Below are 19,259 nucleotides of genomic sequence, written 5' to 3' on the forward strand. Positions count from 1 at the left end.
GCCCTTAAGGCCGGACGGGGGTCTGGGGGCGGAGCCCCCAGGTACGGGATGGGTCGGGTAGGGGCGGCGGGGGCGAAAAAACCCGCGACAGCCCCAGGGACGTACACCTAGCGTGCCCTCATGACCCGCCGCGATGGAATCGACGTACGCCCGATCACCGAGACCGAGATCCCGGACTGGACCCGCGCACTGAACACGGGATTCCTCCGCTCCCCGGCCGTCTCGGCCCAGGAGACGGCCGACCGCGGCGCGTACATGCTCCTGCCCCGCACACTCGGCGCCTTCGACACCGGCCGCTGCGTCGCGACCTTCCGCTCGTTCCCGCAGCAGCTCACCGCCGTGGGCGGCGCCCCCGTCCCCGCCGAAGCGATCACGAACGTCTCCGTCACCGCCACCCACCGCCGCCGCGGCCTCCTCACCCGGATGATGGGCACCGCCCTCACGGCCGCGAAGGAGCGGGGCGACGTGGTCGCCACGCTGATCGCCGCGGAGTACCCGATCTACGGGCGGTACGGTTTCGGACCGGCCACCACCGCCGCGCAGTGGACCGTCGACGTCCTCAGGACCGGCCTCGACCGCCGCTGGTCGGGCCCGGCCGACGGCGGCCGCATCGACCTGGTGGACGGCGAGGAGGTGCGGAAGACCGGCCCGGAGCTGCACGCCCGGCTCGCCCGCACCCGGGCGGGCGTGGTCGACCGCGCGGAGCGCTGGTGGCAGAAGAACACCGGTGCGCTGAAGGTGGACCCCGCCGCGTGGACGGAACCGTTCTACGCCGCGTACCGCTCGGCGGACGGCGAGGTGGAGGGACTGGTCGCCTACGAGGCGGACGACAACTGGGGCGACGCGAAGCAGCCGCTGAACACGGCAACCGTGCAATGGCTGATCGGGGTGACCCCCGCCGCCGAGCGTGCCCTGTGGCACTACCTCTGCTCGATCGACTGGATCACCCGGGTCAAGACCGGCTGGCGCGCCCCCGACGACCTGCTGCCGGACTTCCTGCCGGACCCGCGCGCCGCCAGGATCACCAGCCAGGCGGACTGGCTGTGGGTGCGCATCCTGGATGTCGTACGGGCCATGGAGGCGCGTACCTACGCGGGCTCGGGAACCCTCGTCCTGGACGTCACCGACGCGGACGGACTGTCCGCCGGGCGCTACCGGCTGGACGCGGGCCCGGACGGGGCCGTGTGCGCCCCGACCGGGCAGCGGGCCGACCTCACGCTGGACGTGCGCGAGCTGTCGGCCCTGTGGCTCGGCGAGCCGTCGGCGGTGCGGCTCGCGGCGCTCGGGCGGGTGCGGGAAGAACGAGAGGGCGCCGCCTCCGTGGCCGACGCCCTGCTCCGCACGTCCAGGCGACCGTGGTGCCCGGACATCTTCTGAGTCCTGAGTTCTGCCGGCCCGACTCCTGCTCCTTCCTGTGGCCGCGGCTTCCTGGTTCCTTGTTCCCGGGGCGTATTCCGTAGCACCCCTGTTGCTGTTGCTGTTGTTGTTGTTCGACGTGCGGTGGTGCGTCGTACGGACCGACCGAGCTCCCGGCTCCCCTCCGGAGGGGAGCCCGGTCAGCCGGACTGCCGGACGGTGGTGCCCGATCAGCCGGACTGGGAGAGCAGCAGGACGAGGATCACGGCCCCGATGCCGCTGATGGTGGTGTTCTTGGCCTTGAGGCCGACGGTCAGCACGGCGAAGGCGATGAGGCCCATCGGCCCGTACCTCCACTGGATGATCTGCTCGAATCCGATGGCGAGGGCGGCGACGGCGAGGGCGATGAGCGGCATGACGGTCCCTCCTTCGGGACGGCGAGGCGGACCCCGCTGGGACCGTCCACCTGGTCGGCCGAACGTGCACCTGGACGACTCTGGCGGCCAACCCCTAGGGAAGTTTGACCATGTTGCTTAAGTTGGCAACCAACTCATTCTTAGTTATCTCCTCGTTGGGACGACTCATAACCACCTATCCTGCAACTGCCCAAAGATGGCGCGAAGTTGTAGTGTTTGGTCGTGGAGCCGGAACACGCCGCCGTCAATGGGCGGAACAGGTCACCACGGCCACAGAGGTCACACCGTGAGGTGGCCGACGAACTGCGCAGCCGGATCAGGTCCGGCAAGCTGCGGCCGGGCCAGCGCATGCCCACGCAGGCCAAGCTGGCCGACGAGTTCGGCGTCGAACGCGGGGCCGTCCGTCAGGCGCTGCGCATCCTGCAGTCGGAGCACCTGCTCGTCAACGTGTCCAAGGGGAGCCCGGCCACCGTCGCCGACACCCCCGAACGGGCTCTGACCGGCCCGGAAGCCTCACCGCAGCCCACCACGGTGACACTGGGCGGCCGGATCGCGGCCGCCTTCGGGGCCCGGCACGTGGAGATCGACGCACTCTGCCTGACCTCCATTTCGCTCACCCTTGCCATGGGCGAACCCCTCCGGCACATTCACGCGGGCCGCATAAAACCAGCCAGGGTGGACGTGCGCGTCCTGCTCCCCAGCAGTGACATCGACCTGGCCTTCCCGGCCCCGGTCGACGCGTCGGCCTCGGGACGGCTCCAGCGCAGCTGGCTCACCAACCGCAACGCCCAGGGGCAGGTGCTGCGCCACAACCTGCTCGCCCTGCGGGCCACGCACGGCATCGACGTCAACGTGTCCTTCCGCGCGCTGCCCTTCACCCCGCCCGTGAAGCTGTACCTGCTGAACGGGACCGAGGCGCTCTTCGCTTACTACACCCTGGCCAGGCGCGAGGAGGAGGTCGACCACGAGTACCTGGAGATGTACGACGTCCAGGGCACCCAGTCGATGCTGTTCCCGTTCTCGCACGGAGCCGGGCAGCGGGACACCACCTTCGTGGAGCAGTCCCGCCTGTGGTTCGACGCGCTGTGGGAGACCATCAGCTCGGAGCTGCTGCTCTCGGGCTGACCGCCTCCCGGCCGGGGCTCACAGGGCGGGGCCGGCCACCAACAGGGCGAGGACGACCGCCCCGATGGAGCTGCAGGTGGGGCTCTTCGCCTTGACCCCGATGGTGAGCAGCAGCAGACCGACGACGCCGGTCGTGCCGTACTGCCACTGGACGAACTGGTCGAAGCCGACGACGAAGAGGGCGGAGAGAAGGGCGATGGCGGGCATGGGCGGTTCTCCTGCTTCTACTGTGGCGTGGTGGTTCCTCTGGGGTGTGCGGGGGTGAGTCCGGGGAGCTGGAGGCCCCTGACTCGGAGGGGGAGGCAAAACTTCCGCCAACTTGACCAAGTTGGCTGCCAACTCTGCTTAGGTTGTCCCCACTTGGCCACCAGTCATAAACAACTTTTAAACAACTCCCCGCAGATGGGCAGGAGTTGTAACGTTTGGTCGTGACCCAGGAGAACGTTGCAGTGAACGGCAGCAGAAGGCTCTCGCCGCAGGAGATCGCCGACGTCCTGAGGGATCGGATCCGGGCCGGAGACCTCAAGGCGGGAGACCGGCTGCCCACGCAGGCCGAGCTGGCCGAGGAGTTCGGTGTCGAGCGGGGGACCGTCCGGCAGGCGCTGCGCGTCCTTCAGGACGACGGCCTGCTCAGTAACGTCAGCAAGGGCAGCCCGCCCCGGATCGCGGAACGGGCCCCGGTGCAGGGCGAGCCCCAGACGACGATGGTCGGCCTGGCGCCCCGCCTGGCCCAGGCGTTCTCGGCACCGCACGTGCGGATCGACGCGGCCTGTCTGACCGCGGAGACGCTCATGGTGGCGCTCGGTGAACCGGTCCGCCTGATCCACGAGGGCCGACTGCGCCCCGAGTCGATCGACGTCCGCATCCTGCTCCCGTCCCGGGACATCAACCTGGCCTTCCCGGTCTCGGTCGACAGCGGGGCGGACGACGACCCGGTCCACGGACGCTGGCTGACCCAGCGCAACGCCCAGGGTCACGTCCTCCAGCACAACCTGCGCGCCCTGCGCTCCTCGCACGGCATCGACGTACGGGTGACGTTCCGGGCCCTGCCCTTCACGCCGCCCGTGAAGCTGTACCTTCTCAACGAGGCCGAGGCCCTGCTCGCGTACTACATGGTCACCCGGCGGGAGGAGGAGATGGCCGACGTGACGCTGGACATGTACGACGCCGTGGGATCGGACTCCCTCCTCTTCTCCTTCGAGAAACGGTCCGGCCAGCGGGACGCGGCGTTCGTGGAGCAATCCCAGAAGTGGTTCGACGCCCTCTGGGAAACCATCACCACGGACCTGACACTCTCCTAGTGACTTCTGATACGAGGCAGACCGAACTGGTGACAACGGAGACCGAGAACCTGCGAGAAGTGATCGAAAGGGCTCGCTTCGTGCTCTTCGACTTCGACGGGCCGATCTGCCGGCTGTTCGCGGGGCACCTGGCGGTGAACGTGGCGAAGGACCTGGTGGAGTGGCTCGAACACCAGGGCATGCGGGGGCTGCTGACGGAGGAGGAACAGGTCCACCCGGACCCGATGGTCGTTCTGTACGCCGTCCACCGGCGCCATCCGCACAGCGACCTGGTGGCCGAACTGGAGGAACGCCTCACCCAGCAGGAACTGAAGGCCGTGACCTCCGCCTGGCCGACCCCGTACGCGGATCCGCTGATCCGGACCTGGAGCGCGGTGGGCGCGCGGCTGGCCGTCGCGACCAACAACTCGGCCCGTACGGTCTCGGGCTACCTCGAAAGCCGCGGCCTCACGGACTGCTTCACCCGCAACCTCTACGGCCGCACACAGGACCTGAACCAGCTCAAACCCCACCCGCACTGCCTCAACCGCGCCCTGAACGCCCTGGGCGCCGCCCCCTCCGCCGCCCTGATGATCGGCGACGCCCCCTCCGACCACGAGGCCGCCCGACAGGCGGGCGTCCCCTTCCTCGGCTACGCACGCAATGCGTACCAGGAGAAGCTCCTGCGCGCCGCGGGCGCCGAGGACGTGGTGTCCTCGCTGGAGCCGGTGCTGCGGGTGCTGCGGGGGCAGGACTGACGGGGCGGCACTGGCGGGACAGAGCTGGAGGGTGCGGTCGCGGGTGCAGGAGAGCGCGGGCTCGACGCCGTCGACGTGCCGGGCCCGGATCGGCACTCACACGTCCCGTCAACGACGGGGGTGATCCGGACTCCTGCGGGTCGGTGTTCGTGGAGAGCGTGCGTGCCTGGCTCGATTCCTGCTGGAATCTCCTCTCGCGACCGTCCTGAGACGACATGGAGTCCACCGGGGCTCCGCCCGCGCGGTGCCTCCTGGGACTGGAACTTTCCCCAATTACAGAGCGTTTCCCAGTCCCCGCCCGCGGGCGGGGACTACTGTGTGTCCTCACCCTCGTCGCGATGCATGAACATCAGCGATCACGCACAGCCATTCAGGAGTGACCCGTGGGCGTTCCGCTGATGCCCGGCCCGCCCGGCCCACGGGCCCTGGAAGAGGCGGCGGACACGGCGTACCGCGACTTCGTCCGCTACGCAAAAGCGTTCGGATCGTTCGGCCGGGGTCACCACAACCTGAACTACATGGTGAGGCCGCTCACGGAGCGTGACTCCCGTCTGGTGGTGTGTGACGACGGCGCGCCGGTGACGGTGCGGGAACGTATCCCCTCGGCGCTACCCGTGGTCATCAGGACCTGGGGGGACGAGGCGGAGATCCTCAACAGGATTCGGGAGGTACTGCCGCACGTTCCGCGATGCCTGGTGAAGCACCGTGATCTGATCATCCTGAGTTATGTGGAGGGCATGCCGCTGTCGCGCATCTGCCCCAACGGCAATCCGCTGGACTCCGGTCTGATCGGCGCACTCGCGGATCTCCTCGCGGAGATGACGCGGGTGCGCAGACAGCACCTCCCCGCGCTGCCTCCGTCCTGGCCGCACTCCAACCGGGACAGCAGAGCCTTTCTGCGGGCGCTGGCGTTCGCGGCGGAGGAGCAGATCAGAAAACGCAACTGGGCGGCGTTCGGGGGGCTGTTCGCGATGCTCGGCATCTCCGAGGACGCGATGGTGCGTTTCGTCGAAAGGGTGCCGGCGCTGGTCAACCGCCCCTTCAGCCTTCTCCACACCGACCTGCACCGGGACAACGTGATCGTCTCCTACGACGGCGATCCGCCCCTGATCTGCGTCGACTGGGAACTCGCCAGCTACGGCGACCCGTTGCACGACCTCGCCACGCACCTGGTGCGGATGCGGTACCCCGACTATCAGTGGCCCGAGGTGATCGAGGCGTGGCGGGAGGCGATGGGCCGGCGGCGCCCCGCGGCCGTGCACGGGCTGGATCGCGACCTCAGGCACTACGTCGCCTTCGAGCGTGCCCAGTCCGTGTACCCGGACGTGATCCGGGCCGCCACATCGCTCGGTGACTCCACCACACAGCAAGAACTGGAGGCCGCGTCGGCTGCGGTGCACCGGGCACTGCTGGCGGCCGAGGCACCGCTGCGGCTCGCGAGCGTGCCGGACGAGACGGCGATCGAGCGCATTCTCTTCCGGTGGAACGAGTCCCACGGAGGCCGGACCGAACGGCGCAGGTCGCGTTCGCAGATCGTCTGGAAACGCGACCACCGAGTTCCCGAGCACCCGGAATTCGACTCGGCGGCCGTGAGCGACGCACTGTTCGAGGAGGGAGCCGCCTCCGCGGACCGGGTGTTCAAGGGGACGGCTCATCTGAACACTGCGGTACGGGTGCCGGACGTGTCCTTTCCCGTCATGGTCCGCCGGAAGGTCGCCTCGGCGAACACCCGGGAGCGCCGGTTCCTCAACGAGCACGCCGTTCTCGGAGCCATCGAGCGGTCGAACGTTCCCGTGCGTGCCCCGCGCGTGCTGGCCCTCGGCATCAGTGGCCTGAAGGAACAATTCACCATCCACTCCTACGAAGGGCCGGCGGACCCCTTCAGAGCACCGAATCACCCCGTGGAGGGCCTGCGCCCCTTCGAGGCGGACGACCTCGTGGACCAGCTTCGGGCCCTGACCTCCGTGGACTGTGGGCAACTGGATCAGGGCACGGACGGGTTGGATCTCTACCCTGGACTCCGCGACGAACTGGTCCACATGGTGAACGGACTGCCCAGGTCGACCAGGGACCTGATGCGTGAACTGGGGCTCCCCGACGGATACCGGCTCGGCGAGATCCTCGACCGCCACACGCTGGTCCACCGTCAGCCCGTACTCCTGCACGGTGATCTCAACCCGTGGAACATGGTGCGCGGCGAGCAGGGTGAACTGATCCTCATCGACTGGGAGATGGCGGTCGTCGGCGACCCCCTGTACGACCTGGTACGGCACATGCACCTCACGCCCACGCGCCCCGAGATCCGGGAGCGACTGTTCTCCCGCTGGGCTCGCGTGCTGCCGGAGGACTGCACGAAGGGCTGGCGCGAGGACTGGCGTGTCTACCGGTGGATGGAGGTCGTCCGCTCGGCGTACGTGGACCTCGACCGGCTGGTGACCGGCGACAGCCTGGACGCACCGAACGTCCGCCGGGCGGTCGACTCGTACGCGATGACCCTGGCCGACGCCACGGCGGTGCTGGGGCTTCCGGGCAGATCGACGGCGAACCCGTACCTTGCCCGTGCACTGCCGCACCGAGACAACGGAGTCCGAAGGACAGCCGGGGTCACCGCGGATCTCTGACCCGCCGCCCACCCCTCGTACCGGCAGGCGGGGTCGGCCCGGTGGCCGGCCGGCGACCCGGTCCCGTTCGACGAGGTCGCCGGACCGGCGGATCAGGGGGTCGTCGCCGCCTCCAGGATCGGGATCAACTGTTCCTCCTCATAGGCGAGATGGGCTTCGAGCTCCTCCGTGAGCCGTACCACCTCGGGGAGTACGAGTGACGGGTCCGGGTGCTTCTCGCCGACGACCCGGCGCAGTTCCCCGGTCAGCGCGGCGATCCGTTCGTGCTCGTCGCGCAACCGCTCCAGCAGCGGCGCGTGTTCGGGCCGACTGTCGGCCAGGGCGCGGAAGAGGCCGAGGTCCTCGCCGGTGTGGTGCTGGTGCAGGCCCTGGCAGAGCGCGAGGCAGTTGACACGGAGCTGGGCTCCCAGGGAGGGGCCAGAAGTCATGAACTCTTCCCTGATCAGGGCGAGTTCGCGTCGAAAGCCGTCGTGGACGGCCGTCAGTGCCTCGCCCACGGAGTCGGCGTTCACCTGCGGCGGGCCCTCGTGGGGGATCTCCTGGAGCGCGACGACGGGGATCACGCGGTCCGTCTTCGCCTGGTAGGTCGCCCAGCCCGGGTCGGCCTCCACCGCCCGGGCGAAGAGCCGGTCGCGCTCGGCGCCCGCCAGGACGACGGCCCGCGCGTCGTACACGAAGACACCGCTCTCGACGCGCACGCGCGGGTCGGCGACGAGGTTGCGGAACCAGTCCGGGTGCCTGGGCGCGCCCCCGGCCGAGGCGATGACGAGAACCCGGCCGTCGCCGTCGGGGTAGTAGCCGAGGGGGGTGGTGTGCGGGGCCCTGGTGCGCGCCCCGTTGGTGGTCAGGAGGAGCAGTCGGGCTCCTTCGAAAGGGCCGCCGACCTTCCCGTGACGGGCACGGAATTCATCGATGATCTGCTGGTTGAAGGTATGGGACATGCTCTGCTTTCTGCTGTCGTCGGGCCGTTTTCGGGCAGGGGGAATCGCCGCGGCGCCGTGCGCGTGCGAGGGCACGCGAAGCCCGCGTTGCGGAAATCGAGGGAAATCGAGGGAAGTCGAGGAGAGGGGGAGGCGCGCGATACTCCGTATCCCGGAGTGCGCGAAAAAAGGGAGTGGGCGGTGCCCTGCACCGCCCCGGCCTCACTCGGAGGCCGGGCAACCAACTCGCTCACGGCACGAGGCCGACCCGGCAGTCATGGCCGCTACGGTAGTGCCGAGGGGCCCGCGAGGCAATGCGCGGGCCTCATGGTTTCAGGCCATGCGGTCGCTCCAGCATTTCCCGTCGCGGTCGGTTACCGCGGTCATTCATCGGCGAATCCCGTCGACCGTCCCGTCCATTCGCCGGGAGGAACGCGGTCGTTTATCAAACATGGTCGACTGGCGAGTGCCGCCTGCGGGCGAGGACGGTCCTTTCGAGGTGGGCCGGCCACCGGTCGTTTCTGCCTGGCGTGCCGAGCATGGTGACGAACTCCGGATGGGTGGCGATGTAGTCCCGCTCGTCGACACAGGTGGCGGCGCAAGTCCCGCACGGCCTGGGGGCAACGACCCCTACCTCGCTCACATCCAGCAGGAGTTGAGTGTCACGCCGACGGCCGGGTGAGTTTGGCGGCCACGGCGTCGAGGACCCAGTCCAGGCCGGTCGTGAAGGATGTCTCGGCGTCCACATCCGTGCCGTCGTGCACGGCCTTGGCCAGTGCCGGGAAGCGGCCCGTGGCCAGCATTCTTGTCACATGCGGGCCGTGGGCGCGCTGCCAGTCGTACTTGGACAGGCCCGTGGCGCGCTCGGCCCGCAGGTTCGTGATCTCACGCCTGATCGCGCCGGTGAAGTAGGCGCTGACCGTCTCCACGGCTCGCATGACGGTGTCGATGCCGGTGAGGCCGTCGAGGGCGGCCAGCGTGGCCTCGGTCACGGCGAGGCCGTTCGGGCCCAGGGCCGGGCGGCGGCCGAGCAGGTCGGCCAGCCATTCGTGACGGAGAGCTGCCTGCCTGGTGCGGTGGGCGAGGATGCGCAGCGCCTCCCGCCAGTCGGCGGGCTGCTCCTCGGGAAGGATCTCGGCGTAGACCTCGTCCACCATGAGGTCGAACAACTCCTCCTTGGTGGAGATGTATCCGTACAGCCGCATCGGTCCGGCGTTCAGCCGGCCGGCGACCTTGCGCAACGACACCGCCTCCAGCCCACCCTCGTCGGCCAGCGCGATGGCGGCGGCCACGATCCGCTCCTGGTCGAGCGGCACGGGGCGAGTCGGCGGCTCCGGCCGGTCCCACACAGTCATGGTCACATCGTACTGTTGCGATGCAGTGTATTGGAGAAATACAGTGTATCGACATGAGACATCGTATCGCCGTGGTCGGGAGCGGTCCTGCCGGCCTCACCTTCGCCCGTGCCCTGCGACGCCATGGCCACCCTGTCACCGTCTTCGAACGCGATCCCGCCCCCGACGCCCGAGCCCCGGGCGGCACGCTGGACCTGCATGAAGGGTTGGGCCAGCTCGCGCTGGACAAGGCGGGGCTGCTGGCGGAGTTCCAGGCGCTGTCCCGTCCCGAGGGGCAGGCCATGCGCATCCTGGACACGGCCGGGACCGTCCTGCGTGACTGGCGACCCCGTCCGGATGACCGGGCCAATCCCGAGATCGACCGCGGGCAACTCCGTGACCTGCTGCTCGGCCCTCTCGACGTCCGGTGGGGACGGGGCGTGACGCAGGTGGTGCCGGGGACCCGGGACGGTGCGCTGGTCCATTTCGCGGACGGGCGACAGGAAACGTTCGACCTCGTGGTCGGCGCGGACGGCGCCTGGTCCCGGGTCCGCCCGGCGGTCTCGTCGGTGAAGCCGCACTACACCGGCGTCACCTATGTCGAGACCTCCCTCGACGACATCGACACCCGCCACCCCGACCTCGCCCGGCTGATCGGCGACGGTTCCGTGGCTGTGTACGGCGTGAACCGCGCGCTCGTCGCCCAGCGCAACAGCGGCGGCCACGTCAAGGTGTACGCCCAGTTCCGCGCGCCGCTGGACTGGCACACGAACCTGGACCTGGCCGACGTCGAGGCCGTGCGAACGGGTCTGCTGGCTCTGTTCGACGGCTGGACCGCTCCCGCCCTCGACCTCCTCCGCCGCGGCGCGGCTTTCGTCCACCGCCCCCTCTACGTCCTGCCCGTGTCCCACACTTGGGCCCACGTCCCCGGGGCGACGCTACTGGGCGACGCCGCCCATCTGATGCCCCCGCTGGGGGCGGGCGCGAACCTCGCGATGCTGGAGGGCGCCGAACTCGCCGAGGTCGTCGCCGCCGCCACCGGCCCGGGGGATCTGGACGAGGCCGTCCGCGCCTTCGAGGAACAGATGTGGGTACGGGCCGGCAGATGGGCGAAGATCACGACGGCCGGCCTGGAACGCCTCGTCAGCCCGGACCCCACCGACGCCCTCGCCCTCTTTGACGAAGTCCAGCCATCCTGACTGCCCAGCCCATCTGACTGCCCAGCGCGAGATCATCAGCATCAGCATCAGCATCAGCGGCTCGGCGCGGCTTCACGAGACAGACGGCACCGCCGCGTCACTTCCGGCAACACCACCGTTGGGCGAGCGCGCGGACGCCTGTACCGGGCACGGCCTTCGTCCCGTTACCCGCCAGAATCCGGCTCGATCCTCCTTGTGGGCCGGTAAGGCAGCTCGCTGCGCAGGTCGTCCGGTAACCGTTCGCTTCACCTCGCAGACCGCGGGAAGCCGCAGAGGGACAGGGAACGGACACCTGCGTCCGACCGGGGGGCTTTCGGCGTGGCGCAGCGCACTTTTGCAAGCGGGTGCTTGCAATTGTTAGCGGGGGTGCGGCAAGGTGGAGCCATGGCATCGCTCAACGTCGGCAATCTCGGTGAGTATCTGCGTGAACAGCGGCGCACCGCGCAGCTGTCACTGCGGCAGCTCGCCGACGCCGCCGGAGTGTCCAATCCGTATCTGAGCCAGATCGAGCGCGGGCTGCGCAAGCCGAGCGCGGAGGTGCTGCAGCAGGTCGCCAAGGCGCTGCGGATCTCCGCCGAGACGCTGTACGTGCGGGCCGGCATCCTCGACGCCGAGCGGGACCGGGACGAGGTGGAGACACGTGCCGTCCTCCTCGCCGATCCCACGCTGAACGAGCGGCAGAAGCAGGTACTGCTCCAGATCTACGAGTCCTTCCGCAAGGAGAACGGATTCGAGATCACGCCGGACGTGGTCCAGGACATGGACCAGGACCAGGGCCGGGACACGGTCCAAGGCGTGGTCCAGGAGATGGTGCAGGACCCGGCGCAGAACATATCGGGCACCCGGCATTCGCCGGACACCGCTGTCCGCGGCCCCCGCACGGCCGACGGCAGCGATGCCGATCCGCAGCAGAACGCCGGTTGACCCGCACCGGCGGCGGCAGTGCCGCCGCTGCCGGCGCGGACCGGCGGGTTCCACCGCGGACCATCCAAAACCCTCAGCTGAAAGCGACTCCGGGAGGATCATCGCCATGGCCATCACCGACGACATCCGCAAGGCCGCCACGGACCCGACCCCGCTGTACTTCCTGGCCGGCACCGCCGACCTGGCCGTACAGCAGGCCCGGAAGGTCCCCGGCATCGTGGAGCAGATCCGCGCCGAGGCACCGGCGCGCATCGAGACCGTGAAGAACATGGACGCGAACACCGTCCAGGAGAAGGCCGCCTCCCGCGCCAAGGAGGCGCAGGAGACGATCCAGACCCGGGTGACAGACTTCATCAGCGGCCTCGACACCGACCTCAAGAAGCTCGGTGAGTCCGCCCAGGACCTCGCCCTGCGCGGTGTCGGCGTCGCCGCCGAGTACGCCGTGAAGGCCCGGGAGACGTACGAGAAGGTCGCCGAGCACGGCGAGCAGACCGTGCGGACCTGGCGCGGCGAGGCGGCCGACGGCATCGAGGAGCTGGCCGTGGCCGTCGAGCCGGACGCGCAGCCCGTCCCGGTCAAGGAGGAGCCGAAGCCGGCCACGGTCGCCGCCGAGTCGTCCGCGGCCCGGAAGACCGCGCCGAAGAAGGCCCCGCTGCGCAAGCCCGCCGCGAAGAAGACGACTCCGCCCACGAAGTGAGCGACCGCCGCCAGCCCGCTGCCGTATGGGTCGGGCGAACGGTGTAGCGATGCGGGGACGGGCCGGGCACTCTCAGAGTTCCCGGCCCGTTCTCCGGGTACGGTGACCGTAGAGATGACTCGAATCGGGCGGTGGGCATAGTGCTGTTGACGGCATTCGGCGGCTTCATGTCGCTGATCTTCCTGGCCATGCTGGTGCTCGCCGTGGTGGCACTGGGGATGGCCGCGATCTCCCGCGAGGACGCGTACCGCGCGGCGGACAAGCAGAGCAAGATGTTCTGGCTGATCATCCTGGGCATCACGGTGGCCGTGAACCTGCTGGTCCCGATGATCTTCCTGCAGATCGCCGGGCTGGTCGCCACGATCGTCTTCTTCGTGGACGTACGCCCCGCCCTCCGTCAGGTCTCCGGAGGCGGCCGCCGCGGCGGAAGCAGCAGCGACGGCCCCTACGGTCCGTACAACGGCGGTCGTTGACCCCTCCGTCGACCACTCCGTACGGCAGCGGTCGTCGACCACCTCGCGCCGCGTGCGAACGCGGCGCTCCGGTCGGCGTACGAGGCTACGACGCTACGGCCTGCGGTCCAGCAACAGCACCGCGACGTCGTCCGTCAGCTCTCCGCCGTTGAGTTCGCGCACCTCGCTCACGGCCGCCCGCAGCAGCCGCTCGCCCTCCAGGCCCTCGGCGAGCTGGCGGCGGACCATGTCCACCATGCCGTCCTGGCCGAGCCGCTGGTTGCCCTCGCCGACACGGCCCTCGATCAGACCGTCCGTGTAGAGCATCAGGCTCCACTCGCCGCCGAGCTCCACCTGCTGGCGCGGCCAGCGGGCGCCGGGCAGCAGACCGAGCGCCGGACCACCGTTCTCGTACGGCAGCAGCTCGGCCGGGCGGCCGGGGCGAGCGATCAACGGGGACGGGTGACCGGCCAGGCAGAGCCCGGCGCGGCGGCCGTCCGGCGCGATGTCGACCGTGCACATCGTCGCGAAGATCTCGTCGTTCTCCCGTTCGTGCTCCAGGACCTGCTGGAGCGTCGAGAGCAGCTCGTCGCCGCACATCCCCGCGAAGGTCAGCGCCCGCCAGGCGATGCGCAGCTCCACGCCGAGCGCCGCCTCGTCGGGTCCGTGTCCGCAGACGTCGCCGATCATGGCGTGCACGGTGCCGTCGGCCGTACGGACCGTGTCGTAGAAGTCGCCGCCGAGCAGGGCCCGGGAACGACCGGGGCGGTAGCGCGCGGCGAACCGCAGCGAGGAGCCCTCCAGGAGCGGGGTCGGCAGCAGGCCGCGTTCCAGGCGCGCGTTCTCCTGGGCGCGCAGCCTGGACTCGGTGAGCCGCCGCTCGGCCTTGTCGGAACGTTTCCGCTCCACCGCGTAACGGATCGCGCGGCTCAGCAGCCGGCCGTCCAGCTCGTCGCGGAACAGGTAGTCCTGGGCGCCGACGCGTACCGCTTCGGTGCCGCGCTCGGCGTCACCCGACGCGGTGAGCGCGAGGACGGCGTGCCGGGGCGCGAGCCGCAGCACGTGCTTGAGCGTGGCCAGCTCGTCGTCCGACTCGGCCGCCGCCCGGCCCGGCGCCGGCAGCGCGAGGTCGAGCAGGATGCAGTGGACGTCGTCGGTGAGCAGCCGCTCGGCCTCGGTGAGGTTGCGGGCGGTACGGATGCGGATCGGCTTGCCGGCCGCGTCGAGCATTTCGGGCACGCTCAGCGAACCGGCCGGGTCGTCCTCGATGACCAGCAGGGTCAGGTTGGTGGTGCTGTCGACCGGGGTCGCGGCGCGGGGCGCCGGCAGGGCTTCGGCCGGGCCGCCAGTCGCGTGTCCGGCGGGGCCGCCGGTTGACTCTCCGGAGGGACCGCCGGGTGAGAACGCGGCTGAAGCCTGACCACTTTCCGCGGCCGGGATCGCTCTCTGCCGCGGTATGGGTACGGGCATCGTCTGTTCCTTCCCTCCCCCCGAGGGCGTGGTGGGGCGAAGGTCCTCGACCCACCGACGGGGACCATAGCGGTAGCGGACGCCGCGGGGGAATGGTGCGCGGCGGGCCGTCCGGCAATCGGCCGGAGTCATATGCCGCATCCTGTACCGCACTTGGACAGGATGCCGGGTCGCCGAAGATGACGAACGTCACGTCCCCGGGCGGGGGCGGTACGGGCCCCCGTGGGGCAGGTCACGTGCGGTGGGTCACGCCGGGCCGCGTGCCGCGCGCGCCCGGTCGCGGGGCGTCCCTCCGCGTGCTGCCCCGGCCCCGGGGCAGCGGGGCCGCACGCCTCACGCGTCCGGCCGTACGACTCCCAGTATCGGCATCGATCCCGCGCCCGCGACGGTCACCGTCCGCCCCGGCCGGGGCGCGTGCACGATCGCGCCGTCCCCGATGTACATCGCGACATGGCTGGCGTCGTCGAAGTAGATGATCAGGTCACCGGGGCGCATGTCCTTCACGTCGACGTGGGGGAGCTGCTTCCACTGCTCCTGCGAGGTGCGCGGAATGCCGTGGCCCGCGGAGAGCCAGGCCTGGGAGGTCAGTCCCGAGCAGTCGAAGGACTTCGGGCCCTCGGCGCCCCACACGTACGGTTTGCCGATCTGGTCGGTCGCGTACTTCACGGCCTTCTTGCCCTGCACGGACGCCTTGCCGTTGAGCTCCGTGAGGACGCCGGAGCCGAGCCAGGCCGTCTGCGCCTTGTAGGCGGCCTCCTCCTCCAGCTTCGCCAGCCGCTCCTTCTCCTCCTTCTGGAGCTGGGACTCCAGCTTCTCGGCGGCGGCGATCTGCTTCTTGATCTTCTTCTGGGCCTCGGCCTTGGCCTCGCGGTTGGCCTCCAGCTTCTGCCACTGGGCGGAGGCGTCCTTCGCGTACTGCTCCAAGTCCTGCTGGGTGCGGGCCATCTCGGCGAGCAGGCCCTTGGTCGCGTGCTGGCCCTGGCGGACCCTGCCCGCGCCGTCCAGGTACTCCTGGGGGTTCCTGCTCAGCCAGAGCTGCGCCTCGGGGGGCAGGCCGCCGCCCCGGTACTGCGCCCGGGCGGCGGCGCCCGCCAGGTCCTTCAACCGGTCGAGCTTCTCCTGGCCCTTGACGATGTCCTGGGCGAGGTCGACGATCTGGGCGGACTGCCGGCGGGCCTTCTCCTCGGCCGCGTTGTACGCGTCCGTGGCGACCGCCGCGTCGTGGTAGAGATCGTCCAGTTTCCTGCGGATCGCCTGGAGATCCTTCTTCTTGCGGATCGCCTGTGGGTCCTGGGCGGCCGCACCGCCCGCACTGCCCGACGGGGTGGGTGTCCGCGTGGGTGTCGGCGTGGATCCCGGTGTCGGGCTCGCGTACGCCACGCCCGGTGCCGACAGCACCGCGCAGGCGCACGCCAGGACCATGGCCGCCGTGGTCAGGCTCCGCTTGCCGGATCCCATTGCTCCGCCCCCAAACTGATTTACCGTCAGTAACTTTTGGACGCCTGGGGGATCGTGCCATGTCGGCGCGCAACGCGACAGAGGCGGGCAAGAACTCCCTTCCCTGCGCCTCGCTTCCGCAAGACGATCTCCCCGCGTGTGTGACGAACCACTCGCCGAGTTCGTTCCGCGACTGGTCCGGGCGTGTGAAGTCCGCGCCCGTTCACCGAAGCGCGCCCGCGCACCGGGCCGGGTTACGCCGTCAGCCGTCAGCCGTCAGCCGTCAGCCGTCACATTCCTGGCGCCAAGGCCTGCCAGCTCACCGTGACTTCGCCCTGGCGCCAGCGCGATATCGCGTCGGCCACGGGCCAGTCGGCCGCCAGGTCCCGCACCGTGCGGATCCACCGCTGCCGAGCGCCGTACGAGGCATAGGGAGCGGCGGCCGCCCACGCGCGGTCGAAGTCGCGCAGGAACGCGTGGACGGGTTCGCCCGGGACGTTGCGGTGGATCAAGGCCTTCGGCAGGCGCTCGGCGAGGTCGGAAGGGCGGTCCAGGGAGCCCAGCCGGGTGGCGAAGGTGACCGTGCGGGGGCCCTCGGGGCCGAGCGCGACCCAGACGTGCCGGCGGCCGATCTCGTCACAGGTGCCCTCGACGAGCAGGCCGCCCGAGGAACCCGGCCCCGCCGGGGCCAGGCGCGCGCACAGGCGCTCCCAGACGGCGGCGACCTGTTCCTCGTCGTACTGGCGCAGCACGTTCGCCGCCCGGATGAGGGTCGGTCTGCCCTCGACCGGGACCTCGAAGCCGCCGTGCCGGAAGGTGAGTCCCTCCCGCTCGTACGGCCGCGCCACCGCGACTCTGGCCGGCTCGATCTCCACACCCACCACGCGGGTGCGCGGGGCGATCGTGCGCAGGCGTGTCAGCAGTTCGACCGCGGTCCAGGGAGCCGCCCCGTAACCGAGGTCGACCGCCACCGGATCGGCGCTCCTGCGCAGTTCGGCGCCGTGGGTGGCCGCGATCCAGCGGTCCATCCGGCGCAGGCGGTTGGGGTTCGTGGTCCCGCGCGTCACCGTTCCCACGGGGCGGGACGCGGCGCGGGCTGTCATGCGTATGAGAGTAGGCGGCCCGTCCGCGACGCCGTGCCCGCCTGTGGACAACCCTCCGCTCCGTCCCCGGCCCTGTGGACAAAAGCCCGCGTACGCAACCCGCTATCGAACGGTTGAGCGAAATTTGGCAATGATTCGGCAAAGGGGAAATGGAGCGGCCTGCTCCGGCGTTCCCCACGATTGGAGGGCGCGCCGTGCCCTTCGACCGGCATGCCCGCAGCGAGGAGGAACGCCACGTGAGCCAGTACGTCAGCAGGCTCGGGCGGCGCTCCCCGGCGACGCCGTCACGGCTCAGGCTGAACCGAAGGCCCCGTCGCGTCGCGATGCTCTCCGTGCACACCTCACCGCTGCACCAGCCCGGCACGGGCGATGCCGGCGGCATGAACGTCTACATCGTGGAACTCGCCCAGCGCCTCGCCGCCATCAACATCGAGGTCGAGATCTTCACGCGGTCCACGACGGCCGCCCTCCCGCCGACCGTCGAGCTGGCCCCCGGGGTCCTCGTCCGGCACGTCGACGCCGGCCCGTACGAAGGCCTCGCCAAGGAGGACCTGCCCGCCCAGCTGTGCGCCTTCACCCACGGCGTCATGCAGGCCTGGGCCGGGCACCGCCCCGGCTACTACGACCTCGTGCACTCCCACTACTGGCTCTCCGGCCACGTCGGGTGGCTCGCCGCCGAGCGCTGGGGCGCGCCCCTGGTGCACGCGATGCACACCATGGCCAAGGTCAAGAACGCCGCGCTCGCCGAGGGCGACAGCCCCGAGCCGGCCGCCCGGGTCATCGGCGAGACCCAGATCGTGCGCGCCGCCGACCGTCTCATCGCCAACACCGCGGAAGAGGCCGACGAACTCGTACGCCACTACGAGGCCGAGTCCGGCAAGGTGGCCGTCGTCCACCCCGGTGTGAACCTCGACCGCTTCCGCCCGGCCGACGGCCGCGCCGCGGCCCGCGCCCGCCTCGGGCTCCCGCAGGACGCCCTGATCCCGCTCTTCGCGGGCCGCATACAGCCTCTGAAGGCCCCCGACGTGCTGCTGCGCGCGGTCGCCGTCCTGCTCGACGAGCGGCCCGAGCTGCGCCGGAACATCGTCGTCCCCGTGGTGGGCGGTCCCAGCGGCAGCGGACTCGCCAAGCCCGAGGGACTGCAGAAACTCGCCGCCCGGCTCGGTATCGCCGATGTCGTGTGCTTCCGGCCGCCCGTCGACCAGGAGCAGCTCGCGGACTGGTTCCGGGCCGCGTCGGTCCTGGTCATGCCCTCGTACAGCGAGTCCTTCGGACTGGTGGCCATCGAGGCGCAGGCGGCCGGCACCCCGGTGCTGGCGGCCGCGGTCGGCGGACTGCCCGTCGCCGTGTGCGACCGGGAGACCGGATTCCTCGTGCCCGGGCACGATCCCGTCGCCTACGCGCGCGTGCTGCGCGATTTCGCCGACGACCGGACGCTTCCCGCCCGAATGGGCGAGGCGGCCGCCCGCCACGCGCAGCGCTTCGGCTGGGACACCGCGGCGGCGGCCACTGCGGACGTGTACACGGCGGCCGCACAGACCCACCGCCGCAAGGTCCGCGGCCACCAGGGCTGACACCCCCGCTGTCGGACGGCTGACGTACGCTCGCCCCATGGCTGACGCAGCGTCGATCGTCGAGCGGACCCTCACCGAGGCCGAGCTGGAGTGGGAGAGCCCCACGACGGGCTCGTACGTCGTGAAACTGCCCGGCACCCGCAAGCTCTCGACGACCGTCTCCCTGATCGTCGGCAAGCACTCCCTGTCGCTGAACGCCTTCGTGGTCCGCCATCCCGACGAGAACGAGGAAGGCGTCCACCGCTGGCTCCTGGAGCGCAATCTCAAGCTCTACGGCGTGAGTTACGCGGTCGACCCCCTGGGGGACGTGTACCTGGTCGGCAAGCTGCCGCTCGCCGCGGTCACTCCGGACGAGATCGACCGGCTGCTCGGCTCGGTCCTGGAGGCCGCCGACGGCTCCTTCAACACCCTCCTTGAGCTCGGTTTCGCCTCCGCGATCCGCAAGGAGTACGCCTGGCGGGTCTCCCGCGGGGAGTCGACCCGCAATCTGGACGCGTTCACGCACCTGACCCAGCGTCCGACCGACTGACTCGTGGTCCAGTCCAACTAGCCACTGCACGCCCCTTTCCGCGCGGGCCCTCACGGTGGCATGC

The 19,259-nt window shown here is 70.3% G+C and carries 18 protein-coding genes; 11 read left to right on the plus strand and 7 right to left on the minus strand.

The window, feature by feature from the left end; all coding sequences use genetic code 11:
• Positions 1–120: 120 nt before the first annotated feature.
• Positions 121–1,377: a GNAT family N-acetyltransferase gene (locus ACFV2J_RS23195; RefSeq protein WP_385081578.1), complete on the plus strand. Its 1,257-nt coding sequence runs from the start codon at positions 121–123 to the stop codon at positions 1,375–1,377.
• A 209-nt stretch (positions 1,378–1,586) separates the two neighbouring features.
• Here ACFV2J_RS23195 and ACFV2J_RS23200 read toward each other — a convergent pair whose 3' ends face one another.
• Entirely contained in the window at positions 1,587–1,772 is a 186-nt protein-coding gene (locus tag ACFV2J_RS23200; RefSeq protein WP_168528796.1) for a hypothetical protein, read from the minus strand.
• A gap of 216 nt (positions 1,773–1,988) precedes the next feature.
• On the opposite strand from ACFV2J_RS23200, the gene ACFV2J_RS23205 reads away from it, so the two are divergent.
• On the plus strand, positions 1,989–2,897 hold the full coding sequence (locus ACFV2J_RS23205; protein WP_385081579.1) for a FadR/GntR family transcriptional regulator: 909 nt from the start codon (positions 1,989–1,991) through the stop codon (positions 2,895–2,897).
• A gap of 18 nt (positions 2,898–2,915) precedes the next feature.
• Here the strand turns inward: ACFV2J_RS23205 and ACFV2J_RS23210 are convergent, their stop codons facing one another.
• Positions 2,916–3,104 carry a hypothetical protein gene (locus ACFV2J_RS23210; RefSeq protein WP_148009080.1) on the minus strand — a complete coding sequence of 63 codons (189 nt, stop codon included), beginning with the start codon at positions 3,102–3,104 and terminating at the stop codon, positions 2,916–2,918.
• A 215-nt stretch (positions 3,105–3,319) separates the two neighbouring features.
• Between ACFV2J_RS23210 and ACFV2J_RS23215 the strand changes: the two genes are divergently transcribed.
• The 3 genes from ACFV2J_RS23215 to ACFV2J_RS23225 all read left to right on the plus strand — a co-directional run bounded on the left by ACFV2J_RS23215 (position 3,320) and on the right by ACFV2J_RS23225 (position 7,556).
• Positions 3,320–4,198, plus strand: coding sequence for a GntR family transcriptional regulator (locus ACFV2J_RS23215; protein ID WP_385081580.1), 879 nt, complete (start codon positions 3,320–3,322; stop codon positions 4,196–4,198).
• Positions 4,198–4,935, plus strand: a complete 738-nt coding sequence (locus tag ACFV2J_RS23220; RefSeq protein ID WP_385081581.1) for an HAD family hydrolase — start codon at positions 4,198–4,200, stop codon at positions 4,933–4,935. Before ACFV2J_RS23215 ends, ACFV2J_RS23220 begins: the two co-directional genes overlap by 1 nt.
• A gap of 383 nt (positions 4,936–5,318) precedes the next feature.
• Positions 5,319–7,556 carry a phosphotransferase family protein gene (locus tag ACFV2J_RS23225; RefSeq protein WP_385081583.1) on the plus strand — a complete coding sequence of 746 codons (2,238 nt, stop codon included), beginning with the start codon at positions 5,319–5,321 and terminating at the stop codon, positions 7,554–7,556.
• 92 nt (positions 7,557–7,648) lie between these two features.
• Here the strand turns inward: ACFV2J_RS23225 and ACFV2J_RS23230 are convergent, their stop codons facing one another.
• Together ACFV2J_RS23230 and ACFV2J_RS23235 are read right to left on the minus strand one after the other, a co-directional pair.
• Positions 7,649–8,497, minus strand: coding sequence for a nitroreductase/quinone reductase family protein (locus ACFV2J_RS23230; RefSeq protein ID WP_385081584.1), 849 nt, complete (start codon positions 8,495–8,497; stop codon positions 7,649–7,651).
• Positions 8,498–9,138: 641 nt separating this feature from the next.
• Complete coding sequence (locus ACFV2J_RS23235) at positions 9,139–9,831, minus strand: TetR/AcrR family transcriptional regulator (RefSeq protein ID WP_385081585.1); 693 nt, start codon at positions 9,829–9,831, stop codon at positions 9,139–9,141.
• 53 nt (positions 9,832–9,884) lie between these two features.
• Between ACFV2J_RS23235 and ACFV2J_RS23240 the strand changes: the two genes are divergently transcribed.
• From ACFV2J_RS23240 to ACFV2J_RS23255, 4 genes are all read left to right on the plus strand, one after another.
• Positions 9,885–11,009 carry an FAD-dependent oxidoreductase gene (locus ACFV2J_RS23240; RefSeq protein WP_385081587.1) on the plus strand — a complete coding sequence of 375 codons (1,125 nt, stop codon included), beginning with the start codon at positions 9,885–9,887 and terminating at the stop codon, positions 11,007–11,009.
• A 384-nt stretch (positions 11,010–11,393) separates the two neighbouring features.
• A complete protein-coding gene (locus ACFV2J_RS23245) occupies positions 11,394–11,933 on the plus strand; it encodes a helix-turn-helix domain-containing protein (protein WP_385081588.1) in 540 nt (179 codons plus the stop codon).
• A gap of 106 nt (positions 11,934–12,039) precedes the next feature.
• Positions 12,040–12,630: a hypothetical protein gene (locus ACFV2J_RS23250; protein WP_385440352.1), complete on the plus strand. Its 591-nt coding sequence runs from the start codon at positions 12,040–12,042 to the stop codon at positions 12,628–12,630.
• Positions 12,631–12,770: 140 nt separating this feature from the next.
• Complete coding sequence (locus tag ACFV2J_RS23255) at positions 12,771–13,103, plus strand: DUF2516 family protein (protein ID WP_385081604.1); 333 nt, start codon at positions 12,771–12,773, stop codon at positions 13,101–13,103.
• 93 nt (positions 13,104–13,196) lie between these two features.
• Here the strand turns inward: ACFV2J_RS23255 and ACFV2J_RS23260 are convergent, their stop codons facing one another.
• From ACFV2J_RS23260 to ACFV2J_RS23270, 3 genes are all read right to left on the minus strand, one after another.
• Complete coding sequence (locus tag ACFV2J_RS23260; protein WP_385081590.1) at positions 13,197–14,552, minus strand: PP2C family protein-serine/threonine phosphatase; 1,356 nt, start codon at positions 14,550–14,552, stop codon at positions 13,197–13,199.
• A gap of 333 nt (positions 14,553–14,885) precedes the next feature.
• Positions 14,886–16,010: an NlpC/P60 family protein gene (locus ACFV2J_RS23265; protein ID WP_385440356.1), complete on the minus strand. Its 1,125-nt coding sequence runs from the start codon at positions 16,008–16,010 to the stop codon at positions 14,886–14,888.
• Positions 16,011–16,279: 269 nt separating this feature from the next.
• The gene (locus tag ACFV2J_RS23270) at positions 16,280–17,092 is read right to left on the minus strand and encodes a class I SAM-dependent methyltransferase (RefSeq protein ID WP_385081592.1); all 813 of its coding nucleotides are present in this window, start codon (positions 17,090–17,092) and stop codon (positions 16,280–16,282) included.
• A 236-nt stretch (positions 17,093–17,328) separates the two neighbouring features.
• Between ACFV2J_RS23270 and mshA the strand changes: the two genes are divergently transcribed.
• The gene (gene mshA, locus ACFV2J_RS23275; protein ID WP_385081594.1) at positions 17,329–18,666 is read left to right on the plus strand and encodes a D-inositol-3-phosphate glycosyltransferase; all 1,338 of its coding nucleotides are present in this window, start codon (positions 17,329–17,331) and stop codon (positions 18,664–18,666) included.
• 37 nt (positions 18,667–18,703) lie between these two features.
• Positions 18,704–19,195 (plus strand): YbjN domain-containing protein, encoded by a 492-nt coding sequence (locus tag ACFV2J_RS23280; protein ID WP_385081596.1) that lies wholly within the window; start codon positions 18,704–18,706, stop codon positions 19,193–19,195.
• The last annotated feature ends 64 nt before the right edge of the window (positions 19,196–19,259 follow it).

The sequence above is a fragment of the Streptomyces sp. NPDC059668 genome (genome assembly GCF_042734135.1).
Lineage (GTDB): Bacteria > Actinomycetota > Actinomycetes > Streptomycetales > Streptomycetaceae > Streptomyces.